This is a genomic window from Xanthobacter sp., assembly GCF_041911315.1.
Taxonomy (GTDB): Bacteria; Pseudomonadota; Alphaproteobacteria; order Rhizobiales; family Xanthobacteraceae; genus Xanthobacter; species Xanthobacter aminoxidans.
Genome location: NZ_JAYRPE010000019.1, coordinates 41,430 through 53,651 on the forward strand (window position 1 = coordinate 41,430; position 12,222 = coordinate 53,651).

Annotated in this window: 9 protein-coding genes and 1 pseudogene; 8 read left to right on the plus strand and 2 right to left on the minus strand. The window is 68.6% G+C overall.

The window, feature by feature from the left end; genetic code table 11:
* Window positions 1-130: 130 nt before the first annotated feature.
* From ACE3QW_RS07030 to ACE3QW_RS07065, 8 genes are all read left to right on the plus strand, one after another.
* Window positions 131-1,546, plus strand: a complete 1,416-nt coding sequence (locus ACE3QW_RS07030; protein WP_024278739.1) for a circularly permuted type 2 ATP-grasp protein — start codon at window positions 131-133, stop codon at window positions 1,544-1,546.
* 293 nt (window positions 1,547-1,839) lie between these two features.
* Window positions 1,840-2,790: an alpha-E domain-containing protein gene (locus ACE3QW_RS07035; RefSeq protein ID WP_024278738.1), complete on the plus strand. Its 951-nt coding sequence runs from the start codon at window positions 1,840-1,842 to the stop codon at window positions 2,788-2,790.
* Between the two features lie 109 nt (window positions 2,791-2,899).
* The gene (locus ACE3QW_RS07040; protein ID WP_374250961.1) at window positions 2,900-3,739 is read left to right on the plus strand and encodes a transglutaminase domain-containing protein; all 840 of its coding nucleotides are present in this window, start codon (window positions 2,900-2,902) and stop codon (window positions 3,737-3,739) included.
* A gap of 170 nt (window positions 3,740-3,909) precedes the next feature.
* Complete coding sequence (gene pstB, locus ACE3QW_RS07045; protein ID WP_081837742.1) at window positions 3,910-4,761, plus strand: phosphate ABC transporter ATP-binding protein PstB; 852 nt, start codon at window positions 3,910-3,912, stop codon at window positions 4,759-4,761.
* Window positions 4,762-4,841: 80 nt separating this feature from the next.
* The gene (locus tag ACE3QW_RS07050; protein ID WP_374250962.1) at window positions 4,842-5,276 is read left to right on the plus strand and encodes an HIT family protein; all 435 of its coding nucleotides are present in this window, start codon (window positions 4,842-4,844) and stop codon (window positions 5,274-5,276) included.
* Between the two features lie 8 nt (window positions 5,277-5,284).
* Window positions 5,285-6,265, plus strand: coding sequence for a beta-ribofuranosylaminobenzene 5'-phosphate synthase family protein (locus tag ACE3QW_RS07055; RefSeq protein WP_374250963.1), 981 nt, complete (start codon window positions 5,285-5,287; stop codon window positions 6,263-6,265).
* Window positions 6,266-6,372: 107 nt separating this feature from the next.
* Window positions 6,373-7,509, plus strand: a complete 1,137-nt coding sequence (locus ACE3QW_RS07060) for an ATP-grasp domain-containing protein (RefSeq protein WP_374250964.1) — start codon at window positions 6,373-6,375, stop codon at window positions 7,507-7,509.
* Window positions 7,510-7,528: 19 nt separating this feature from the next.
* Window positions 7,529-8,362 (plus strand): triphosphoribosyl-dephospho-CoA synthase, encoded by an 834-nt coding sequence (locus ACE3QW_RS07065; protein ID WP_374250965.1) that lies wholly within the window; start codon window positions 7,529-7,531, stop codon window positions 8,360-8,362.
* Window positions 8,363-8,450: 88 nt separating this feature from the next.
* On the opposite strand, the gene ACE3QW_RS07070 is transcribed toward ACE3QW_RS07065, so the two are convergent.
* On the minus strand, window positions 8,451-11,921 hold the full coding sequence (locus tag ACE3QW_RS07070) for an autotransporter domain-containing protein (RefSeq protein ID WP_374250966.1): 3,471 nt from the start codon (window positions 11,919-11,921) through the stop codon (window positions 8,451-8,453).
* Between the two features lie 184 nt (window positions 11,922-12,105).
* Window positions 12,106-12,222: pseudogene (locus ACE3QW_RS07075) on the minus strand (nickel transporter); the annotation flags it as partial.

Below are 12,222 nucleotides of genomic sequence, written 5' to 3' on the forward strand. Positions count from 1 at the left end.
ACCGCCCAAAATCTAGGCATATTTAAAGCGTGAGCGGCGCCTTCGCTCCGCTTTCCCGTTTAGCACTTCTTTGGCACGATGTTTGTTAAGTTCATGGGGAGCTTCCCCGGGGCGTGGAGTGTCGATCCCAATGCCGCATGCGTTCGATGAAATGTCCAGTACCGACGGTGCGGTACGGCCGGCCTATGAGACCCTCCAGCGCTGGCTCGCCGAGGTGCCCCAGGATGTGCTGGACCACCGGCGCAAGGAGGCCGAGTTCATCTTCCGGAGAATCGGCATCACCTTCGCGGTCTATGGCGAGCAGAACGCGCAGGAACGCCTGATCCCGTTCGACATCGTGCCCCGCATCCTCACCAAGGACGAGTGGACCCGCCTCTCGCGCGGGCTCGAGCAGCGCGTCAAGGCGCTGAACATGTACATCAAGGACGTGTACTCCAAGCGGGAGATTCTGAAAGCCGGCATCGTTCCGGAGAACCTCGTCTACCAGAACCCCGCCTTCCGCCCGGAGATGAACGGGCAGCGCGTGCCGCACGATCTCTACGTCCACATCGCCGGCATCGACATCGTCCGCACCGACCCCGACAAGTTCTACGTGCTCGAGGACAACGCGCGCACCCCGTCCGGCGTCTCCTACATGCTGGAGAACCGGGAGATCATGCTGCGGCTGTTCCCGGAGCTGTTCTCCATGCACCGCGTCGCGCCGGTGGAGAACTACGCCGACGACCTCCTCGCCACCCTGCGCTCGCTCTCGCCCCATGGCGGGCATGAGCCGAACGTGGTGATCCTCACCCCCGGCATCCACAATTCGGCCTATTACGAGCACTCCTTCCTCGCGGACAAGCTGGGCGTCGACCTCGTCGAGGGCCGCGACCTGTTCGTGAAGGATGCGGTGGTCTACATGCGCACCACCGAGGGGCCGAAGCGGGTGGACGTGATCTACCGCCGCCTCGACGACGACTTCCTCGACCCCCTCGCCTTCCGCCGCGACAGCGTGCTCGGCGTGCCGGGGCTGATGAGCGCCTATCAGGCCGGAAACGTCACCCTGACCAACGCGGTGGGAACGGGCGTCGCCGACGACAAGGCCGTCTATTCCTACATGCCTGATATCATCAAGTTCTACCTCGGCGAGGAGCCCCTGCTCCCCAATGTGCCGACCTGGCGCTGCCGTGAGGCGGACCATCTGAAGTATGTGCTGGAGCACCTGCCCGAGCTGGTGGTGAAGGAAGTGCACGGCTCCGGCGGCTACGGCATGCTGGTCGGTCCCGCCTCCGACAAGGCGCAGATCGAGAAGTTCCGCGACAAGCTCAAGGCGGACCCGGCGAACTTCATCGCCCAGCCGACGCTGGCGCTCTCCACCTGCCCGACGCTGGTGGAAAAGGGCATCGCCCCCCGCCATGTGGATCTGCGCCCGTTCATCCTCTCCGGCTCCGACAAGGTGCGCATCGTCCCCGGCGGCCTCACCCGCGTCGCCATGAAGGAGGGCTCCCTCGTGGTGAACTCCAGCCAGGGCGGCGGCACCAAGGACACTTGGGTGCTGGACGCATGAGCGGCGGCGCTCATGCTTCGGGTGCTGGACGCATGAGCGGGCACGCTCGTGCTTTGGGTGCTGGACGCATGGGCGCGGACACGCGCGCTCTCGCTTTTCGGCGCGTGAGCGCTATCGTTGATGCAGGTTTCTCCCCGCGCACGGGCATCCCGGCCCGTGCCACTGCCGGAGCCGGGGCCCCGCCCGGTTCCGCCGCCTGAACCGCCCCCGGAGGCACCACGCCATCCGGGTGCAGGACGCCTGAGCGCGGATGAACCGCGCCGCGCACCCTCTCCTTCCGCAACGGGCTCCCCATGCTTTCCCGCACCGCCGACAACCTCTACTGGCTGACCCGCTACGTCGAACGCGCCGACTGCCTGGCCCGCATCCTCGACGTCTCCCAGCGCCTCGCCTACACGCCCGTGACCTACGGCGGCTCCACCAACGAGTGGAGTTCGGCCGTGCTCACCGCCGGCTGCGCCGACGAATTCGTCGCGCGCTATGGTCCGCTGGAGGAGGCGAAGGAAGAGAACGTGGTGTCGTTCCTCGCCTTCGAGTCGGAGAACCCCTCCTCCATCCGCAACTGCTTCGAGGTAGCCCGCACCAACGCCCGTTCGGTGCGCACGGCGCTGACCTCGGAGATGTGGGACGTCATCAACTCGGCCTGGATCGAGCTTCGCAACTTCCCCAACCGTGCGCTGACGCGCGACGAGCTCTCGCGCTTCCTCGCCTTCGTGAAGGAAACGTCGCTGCGCTTCGACGGCGCGACCTTCCGCACCATGCTGCGCAATGACGGCTACTGGTTCGCCCGCTCCGGTGCCCAGCTGGAACGCGCCGACAACACCGCCCGCATCCTGGACGTGAAGTATCACGTGCTGCTGCCGGAGAAGGAGCACATCGGCGGCCCGCTCGATTATTTCCAGTGGGCCTCCATCCTGCGCTCGGTTTCGGCGCTCACCGCATTCCACTGGGTCTATCGCGACAGCGTGAAGCCGTGGCTGGTGGCGGATCTGCTCATCCTGAATCGGCAGATGCCGCGCTCGCTGGCCGCCTGCTACGACAGCCTCGCCCGCAATCTGGACGACATCGCCTCCGTCTATGGTCGGCAGGGGCCGTCCCAGCGGCAGGCCCGTGCCATGCTGGCGCGGCTCACCAACAAGTCCATCGACGACATCTTCCAGACCGGCCTGCACGAGTTCATTTCCGAGTTCATCTCGGACAACAACAAGCTCGGCGCCGAGATCACCGAGCAGTATCTGACCTGACCCCGGGGCCGTTCGCGGCCCCATCAGCTTCCCCGTCGGCGCGGCTGGCTCGCGCCGGGGGAATGTCAGTCGCGGCGCGCGCGCCGCATCGTCACCAGGGACGCCCGCAATGCGCATCCGCATCCGCCACGAGATCACCCAGCGCTTCGAGCCCGGCACCCGCAACATGGCCGTGACCGTGCGCATGACCCCGCGCGCCCACGAAGGCCAGTTCATCCTGCGCTGGGCGCTGGACCTCAATTCCGACTGCCGCCTGCACCCCCAGGAGGATGCCTTCGGCAACCTCTGCCACACCTTCTCCGTTGACGGGCCGGCCGATCACCTCACCGTCTGCGCCGAGGGCGAGATCGAGACGCAAGATACCACCGGCATCGTGCGTGGCACGGTGGAGCGCTTCCCGCCGTCCCTGTTCCTGCGCCAGACCGACCTCACCGAAGTCGACGCCGCCCTCGCCGCCCTCGCGGCGGACATCGAGGCGCCGGCCGACGACCCGCTGGCCCAGCTCCACGCCCTCATGGTCAAGGTCCACGAGACGGTTGAGGAGCAGGAGGGGCCGACCCTCGCTGATCCCCTGAGCGCGGCCGAGGCCGTGAAGGCGGGCACCGCCTGCGCCGGCAGCATCGCCCATGTCTTCACCGCTGCCGCCCGGCACCTCGGCCTGCCGGCGCGCCACATCTCCGGCTATGTCGTACCCGAGGACGGCGAGGAGGGTGAGGGCGAGGCACGGCACTGGGCCGAGGCCCATGTGCCCAAGATCGGCTGGGTCTCGTTCGACGCCGGCCGCAACATCTGCGGCACGGAGAACTATGTCCGCCTCGCGGTCGGCCTCGATGCCGTGGGTGTGCAGGCGCTGCGCAGCACCGGTCTCGACGTGGAGGAGCGCATCAGCGCCCTCGACGGCCGCGCGCCGCAGAAGCTGGCGCAGGCCCAGAGCCAGGGCCAGAACTGAGCAGAGAGACGCTGAGCCGGCGCAGGAAGCGGTCCTGCCCGGCACCCCGGAAAAGCGGCGCCGTCGCTCGATTTTTCCCATTCCGAGCGCGCCGCATGAGCTGGCGCAAGGACGCCCCGCCGCAGACGATCTAGGCAGGATATATCAGCTCCTGCCGAGGATCGGTCGCCATGTCCATCCACACCCCGTCGTCGCTGCCCCCGGACGGCTCGGCCCATGCCGGCCTGCCCGCGCCGACGGTCTTCGCCAGCCGGCAGGCGACCCTGCCTCCGGTCAAGCTCTCCGTGCGAAACCTGAGCTTCTATTACGGCGACGCCATCGCCCTCAGGAACATCTCGGTCGACCTGCGCGCCAACTGCGTCACCGCCTTCATCGGCCCGTCGGGCTGCGGAAAATCGACGCTGCTGCGCATCTTCAACCGCATGTACGAGCTTTACCCGGACCAGCGGGTGGAGGGCGACGTGCTGCTCGACGGCGTGAGCATTCTCGGTGACGCCATGGACCCTGCCAGCGTCAGGGCCCGCATCGGCATGGTGTTCCAGAAGCCGACGCCGTTCCCCATGTCGATCTACGACAACGTGGCCATCGGCCTGCGCATCAACGAAGACCTGAAGCCGGCCGATCTCGACCTGCGCGTCGAGGAGGCGCTGCGCAAGGCGGCCCTGTGGGACGAGGTGAAGGACATCCTGCCCCAGAGCGGCCTCAGCCTCTCCGGCGGCCAGCAGCAGCGCCTGTGCATCGCCCGCACCATCGCCCTCAAACCGGAGGTGATCCTGCTCGACGAACCCTGCTCGGCCCTCGACCCGATCACCACGGCACGCATCGAGGAGACCATCGAGGAACTGAAGGCGCACTACACCTTCGCCATCGTCACCCACAATCTCCAGCAGGCGGCGCGCATCTCCGATTTCACCGGCTTCATGTATCTCGGCGAGATGGTGGAGTTCGGCCCCACGCAGGACCTCTTCACCCACCCGCGGGACCGGCGGACGCAGGATTACGTCACCGGCCGGTTCGGCTGAGGTCGTCCGCGCCGCACCGGTGCGGGCTTGACCCCCCGCCCGCGCCCTGCAATCTCCTCCCCCAACAGGGAGACACGCGCATGACCGCAACGCCGGCTTACGATCCGCAGAACATCTTCGCCCGCATCCTTCGCGGCGAGCTGCCGGCGCACAAGGTCTATGAGGACGACAAGGCCCTCGCCTTCCTCGACATCATGCCGCGCTGCCCCGGCCATACGCTGGTGATCCCCAAGGCACCGGCCCGCAACATCCTCGACATCACGCCCGAGGACCTCGCCTATGTGGCGACCATCGCCAAGAAGGTGGCCATCGCTGGCATGCAGGCCTTCGCGGCGGATGGAATCACCATCCAGCAGTTCAACGAGGAGGCCGGCGGGCAGGTGGTGTTCCACCTCCACGTCCACGTCATCCCGCGCCATTCGGGTGTGCCCATGAAGCCGCCGGCGAGCGAGATGGAGAAGCCCGACGTGCTCGCCGCCCATGCGGAGCGGCTGCGCGCCGCCCTCGCCGGCTGAGCCGCCGCGTGGATCTGCGCAACGCGGCCGGGGTGAAGGTGCGCGCGCCGGCGCGGCTGCATCTCGGCTTTCTCGATCTCGGCGGCTCGCTCGGCCGCCGCTTCGGCTCGCTCGGCATCGCGCTGGAACGGCCGGCCACCGAGGTGAGCGTCCGCCGCAGCAGCACGGATGCCGCCGAAGGACCGGACAGCGACCGTGCCGCCCGCGCGCGGGATCTGGTGCGCGACAAGCTCGGCATTGAAGAGCGCTTCGCCATCGACGTGGACGCCGCCTTGCCGGCCCATGGCGGGCTCGGCTCCGGCACCCAACTGGCGCTGGCGGTGGGAGTCGCGGTGGCGCGTCTCTCCGGGCATGATTTGTCGCCCCGCGCGGTCGCGACCTTGCTCGGGCGCGGCCGGCGCTCGGCCATCGGCATGGAGGCGTTTGCGGCCGGTGGCGTGATCCTCGACGGCGGCAAGGCGCTCGAAGGTCCGGCGGCCAGCGCGCCCCCGCCCCTGCTTGCGCGCTTCCAGGTTCCCGAGAGCTGGCGCATCCTCCTCGTCTTCGATACCGCCCGCGAAGGACTGAGCGGCCCGCAGGAGACGGCGGCCATGGCCACCCTTCCGCCCTTTCCGGCGGAGCAGGCGGCCGAGCTCTGCCACATGATGCTGCTTCAGGCGCTGCCAGCGCTCGCGGCCGCGGATGCGGATAGCTTCGGCCGGGTCATCGGCCACTGGCAGCGCGTGCTGGGCGATCATTATGCCGCAGCTCAGGGCGGCGGGCGCTTCCTGAGCCCGCAGGTTGCGGAAGCCATCGCCGCAATCGAGGCCGAGGGCGTCCCCGGCGTCGGCCAAAGCTCCTGGGGGCCGACCGGATTCGCCATCGTCGATGGCGAGGAGGCGGCGACGCGACTGGCCGCCACCTTGCGCGACCGCTTCGCATCGTTCACAAACCTGTCATTCGATTGCGTGCGAGGAAACAATCAGGGCGCGGACATCATCGCTCTCTGAGTACCTCCGGCGCGGCACCGGACAGGACGGGAGGAGGCGCGCCCTAAGGGGCCGCGCCGCACAAAAGGCCCCGAAAGTGGGCTCCGAACCAACAGGCTGGGATCCATATGGATATTGCTCTGATCGCCATTTCCGCCCGGCCGCTGGCGGCCAGCGCCGCCCGTGCCGGCTTCGCCGCGCTCTCGTTCGACCTGTTCGCTGATCTCGATACCTGTGCTCACACTGCGCGCTGCGTGCGCGTGCACAAGAAGAACGGCTGCGCCTTCGATGGCGACGACCTGATCCAGGCGCTCCACTCCCTCGCGCCCACCGGGCTGCCGGTGGTGCTGGGTGGCGGGCTGGAGGACGACACCGCCCTCATGACCCGCATCGCCGAGCGCAACCCCATCCTCGGCAACGCGCCGGCCATCGTGCGCGTCCTGAAGGACCCCATCGCGCTTGCCGCCCTCACGGCCCACCTCGGCATTCCCTTCCCCGCCGTTTCGCTCGAAGCGCCCACCGCCGAGACTTTCGGCGACGCTCCGGTGCTGGAGAAGAAGATCGGCGGGGCGGGCGGTGCCCACATCCGGCGGCGTGCGCCCGGCGACCTCTCCCCGCCCGCGCCGGGCCACTATCTCCAGCGCGAGGTGGACGGGCAGTCCCTCTCTCTGCTTCTCCTGTCCAATGGCAGCGCCGCCCGGGTCATCGGCGCCTCGCGGCAATGGCACGCGCAGGACGCGGAACATCCCTTCCGTTACGGCGGCGCCGCGGGGCCTGTCGCCCTGCCGGAAGCGTTCGCCGGGGAGATGCTGAAGGGCGCGCTCAGCGTCACGCTCGCCTGCGGGCTGGTGGGGCTGGTTTCGCTCGACTTCGTGGTGAACGATGACGGCTGGTGCCTGGTGGAGGTGAACCCCCGCCCCGGCGCCACCCTCGACATCTTCGACACCGATCCCCTGCCCCCCCTGCTCGGCCTGCATCTGGCGGCCTGCGGCGGCAGGCTGCCGGAAGTGCTGCCCGTGCCCGCGCAGGCGCACGCCGCCGGCGTCATCTATGCCGCGCACGACATGGTGGTGCCGCAGGATGCATGGCCCGAATTCGTGGCCGACCGACCGCCCGCAGGCGCCTCGGTGCTGAAGGGGGCTCCGCTCTGCACCGTGCGCGCCACCGGCCCCACGCCGGAAGTCGCCGAGGCGCGCATGCGCGAGCGCACGCAGGCCCTGCTGCGCGACTTCGGCCTCGGCGCGGTGATGGAACCGGCCCCATGAGCACCGCCTGCGTCACCGCATGAGGGCTCTTGCGCCGGCCGAGGTGGCGGAAGCCTTCCGCGCCGCCTGCCTTGCAGAGCTGTCGGCGCTGAAGCCCGGCAACGTCCATGTCTTCGCCGCCGGGCACGGCATGGAGACCGCTCAGTTCGAGGCGGCGGCCGCTGCCGCGGCCCCTGCCATCGCCGGCGCCGGCGCTTCCGTCGGCGCGCGGGTGCTGGCCGCGGTGGAAGCCTCGCTCGCGGTCGCCGGCTGCAACACCAATCTCGGCATTATCCTGCTCTGCGCGCCTCTGGCCGTGGCGGCCGAGGGCGGCGGCCCGCTTCGGGATCAGCTGGTACGGGTGCTCGACGGGCTCAATCTCGCCGACGCCGGAAACGCCTTCCGCGCCATCGCGGCTGCGTCGCCGGGCGGCCTCGGCGCATCGGCCGAAGGGGATGTGCGCGCCCCGGCCAGCGTCACGCTCAAGGAAGCCATGGCGCTCGCCGCCGATCGCGACACCATCGCCCGCCAGTATGTGACCGGATATGCCGACCTCTTCGCGCTCGGCGTTCCCGCGCTTGCCGGCGCGCCGCTGGAGCGGCGGCGCATTGAGGACGCCTACCTCGCCTTCCTGGCGACGCTTCCGGACAGCCACATCGCCCGCAAGTTCGGGGCGGAGCAGGCGGAGGTGGTGCGGCAGGAGGCTGTGGCGCTGCGTGACGGGCTCTCCGACCTATCACCGGCCGAACGTCACGACGCGCTTCTCGCCTTCGACACGAGCCTGAAGGCCCGCGGCCTCAACCCGGGCACCAGCGCCGACCTGACCGTGGCGAGCATCTTCGCCGCGCTGATCGAGCAGCAGGCCAAGGGCTGAAGCCTCAGGCGCGTCCCTTGCTCCCCGTGGCCGACGGGAAGGGCGCGCGATGCGGGGGCGCTCAGCCCTGCCCGCGCGCCCGATCTCCTCAGAACTTCACCGCCAGCGTCGCCTTGCCGGCGTTGTAGCTGGTGCCGTCACCGGCCATACCCTCGTAGCCCAGCGAGAAGGTGGCGCCGGTGGCGAAGGCGAAGTCGATGCCCACCGAGCCGACGATGCTGTCCTCGGCGATGGCAAGGCCGTCGATGCCGAAGGCCGTGCCGGTGTTGATGAAGCTCAGCACCGTCTGCGGCGTCACGTCGCCGAAGGCGTGGCGCCAGCCGGCGGAGGCGTGGGGCGTCACGACGATGCCGGAGGCGTTGAAGCTGGTGGCGACGCGCAGGCCGAGGGTGGAATAGGCGGTGTCGAACGACGTGCCGGTGGAGGACAGGCCGGCGACAGGCGCGTTGTTCTCGATGAAGCTGCCGAGATCCACGCTGGTCCAGCCGATACCGGCGAAGGGCTCCAGCGCCGCGCCGCTGAACGCGAAGGTGTAGCCGGCTTCGGCGAACAGGTTGCCGGCGGTGCCGGTGTAGCTCGCCTTCGGGCTTTCACCGGTGATGGCGACGAAGCGGCTCTGGTCGATGCTGCTCCAGCCGTAGCTGGCGCCGGCGCGGAGCTTGATCGCGTCGAAGGTGGCGCCACCGTAGGCGGCGATGCGCCAGGTCTCGGTGTTCGCCGACGCCGCGTCCGCGCTGGTGGAGGCGGAGGAATAGCCGGCGGCGAGGCCCATCACCCAGTTGCTGGCCGAAACGTCCGCACCGATCAGCAGGCCGCCCAGATTGGTGTCAGCCGCCGCGGCATTGCCGTTGGCCGAGGTGGAGAGCCACTGGCCGTAGCCCTGCGCCCAGGTGGTCCACACCGGACCGGGCTCGGGCGCCTTGATGGCCTTGAAGGCCTGCGCACCCGGCGTCGCCGGGTCGGCATAGGCGCGGGCTGGCCCGCCCGCGCCGAGCGCGGCTTCCGCCCCCTTGGCGCTGGTGTATCCCGCCTGCCGCAAGCGGCCGAGGATGAGGTCGTTGACCATCATGTTCTCGTTGGCCAACTGGCCGGGCAGCGTGGCGTAGAGGTCGCCGGAGAGCTGGGAGAGGGCGAGGTGGGGGCTGTCGCCCAGCGACTGGGTGACGAACGCAGTGTAGAGCGCGGACGTCTTCGTCGGCCCGATGCCCGCACGCTCCAGCGCGCCGGCCACCGAACGCTGGTTCGGGGTCGTGGCGTAGGTGGCGAAGGCGATGCCGTTGCGCTCCAGTTCCAGATAGACGTGGGTCGCGTCGTAGCTCAGTTCCGGAGCGATGAAGAGATACGTGGGTCCGTAGGTGTCGAGCGTTCCGAACGTCCCGCTGATCCCGCCTGCGGACGACAGGAGGGTATAGCGCGCGCCCCACTCGAGCTGACCAGCGACGAAGACCCGATTGTCCGCCCCGTTGAGGGTCGTCTTTCCATCGACCTTGATCAGGTCGGAGGAGCCATCGGGATTGATGTTGGCCCAGTAACTGGTGTTGGTCAGGGAAACATCGCCCTTCACGGCGATGGTGCCCGTCGCGTTGGACGGGCCGCTTGACGGGTCGATGATGATGTCCACCGCATCGAGGCTGCCGATGGTGCCATGGCCCCAGATTCCGCGCGGCCCGGTGGAGCCGGCCTCGCTCTTGAAATGGGCGTCGGGGGCATAGAGGTCATTCAGACCGAAGCTCCCGCTCTTGCCCATGTTCAAGGTGCCGGAGAAGGTGCTGGTGCCGGAGAGGTAGACCGACCCGTCGGTGACCACTTCCTCGAAATGGCGATAGGTCGCGGCGTTCCCCACTTGGCCCAGATCGAAGTCGAGCGCCCCGCTCATGGTCTTGAGCGAAAGCGTGTCGTAGCCGCCCTCCGCATCCACGATGCCAACCACCTTGCTGCCCGCGCCGACCACGAACAGGTCGTTGCCGTTGCCCATCTGCACCGCATAGGTGGTGCCGGAGATGGTGCCGTAATTGGTGACGGTCAGCGACTTGGTGGGATCGACGCCCGAGTTCACGTAGCGGATGCCGTAGCCGTCGAGGCCGCGGATGGTGCCGTAGTTCGTGACGGTCGCGGCGGCGTAGGCATCGCCGCTGTTGCTGTCGTCGATGAGGATGCCGTTGTTGGCGCCGGAGATCAGCGCCGAGGTGTGGGCCGCGTCGCCGTTGACCATCAGGCCACCGCCGATGGCGATGCCCTCGGAGGTGCTCGGCTTGGTCTCGCCCGGCTTGATGCCCTTGGAGCCGAGGCCCTCGATGGTGCCGTAGTTCAGGACCGTGCCGGCGTGGTCGAAGTCCACGCCGTCGCCATCGCCGAAGCTCGCCGCCGGATCGAAGGTGCCGGTGATCGTGCCGTAATTGGTCAGCGTGCCGGTGCCGTTGGAATTCACGCCCGAGCCGTTGCGGCCCTCGATGGTGCCGTTGTTGGTGACGATCAGGTTGTCGTCGGTGCCGGTGGCCTTGATGCCGTGATAGGCGCCGGTGATGAGGGCGCCGGCATAATTGTTCACCTTGAGGGTGATGGCGTGGCCCTGGTCGTCGCCGCTCACCTTGACGGCGGAATTGTTCTGCGTGTCGGCGGTGCCGGCCGCGTAATAGGACGAGATGGTCCCGTAATTGTTGATGGTGACGCCGTTGGTGCCCTGGATGCCGTCATTGTCGGCGGCGGTAATCAGGCCGGTCTTCTGGTTGGTGATCGTGATCGTGGCGTTGGTGGAATAGATGTCGCCGAGGTCGATGCCCTGACCACCCGACTTCGACTGGACCGTCCCCGCATTGGTGATGGAGATCACCGGCGCCGCGGTGCTGCTGGTGGTGGACGAGATCTTGATGGCGTCGTCGGTGCCGGTGATGACGCCGCCCGCCTCGTTGGTGATGGTGAGGCTCTTCAGCGTGTCGAAGTTCGAGGCCGTGTCGAACTTGATGGCGCGCTTGCCGGACGAGGTGGTCGCGATCGTCCCGGAATTGGTGATGCCGATGGTGCCGCCGCCGAGGCGGATGGCGTCCGAGCCGGCCGAAGAGATGGTGCCGGTGTTGCCGATGGTGATGGTGGCCGTGGCCGAGGTCGCCTTGTCGAAGTCCAGCGCCTGCCCGGTCTGCGAGGTGATGACGCCGGCGTTGTTGACGACCACCGTGCCGTTGGCGAGCGGCCCGTTGATGCGGAAGGCATCATCCTTTGACGTGACCTTGCCGCCGGCCTTGTTGTCGAGCGTGAAGGTCCCGGTGAAGGCGCCCGTGGTGTCGATGGTCCGGTTGGTGGAGGTGATGGTGCCGGAATTGGTGATGACCACGCCCGGGGAGGCAGTGGCGTTGCCGTTCCACACGATGGAGGCGGACGAGCCCGTATTCATGATCGCATCGGCGTCGATCTTGCCGGTGTCGCTGCCGGAGACGGTCTGCTGGCCCGTGGCCGGCGGCACGGTGAACGATCCGGCAAGGGCGGGCACCGCAGAGCCGGTGCAGACGAGGGCCAGGACGATGCGGCTCGCGGACGAATGGAGCAGCGGCAGACGGATCATCATGGAGGGCAATTCCGGGCGCGAGGATCGTGAGGCTCAGCCCTGCCTAGGGGGGCCGTGCTACAGTTCCGTGACACGAGGCACCCTTGCGGCATCTCCATGTGCAAGTGTGGCGGGAAGGTAACAGTGAACCAGGCTCAAGGCTAAGCACACGCCCCGGCAGGCAAGCCCAATGGCGGCCTGCGCCTCAGGCCCACCGGCGCGCGCTTTCCGCGTCGATCCGCCCGTCGTGGAGGGCGCTCGCCACCAGCGCGCCGGCGACGCCGGCTCGGGCGAGGGCTTCGAGATCCGCGGGCCCCCGCAC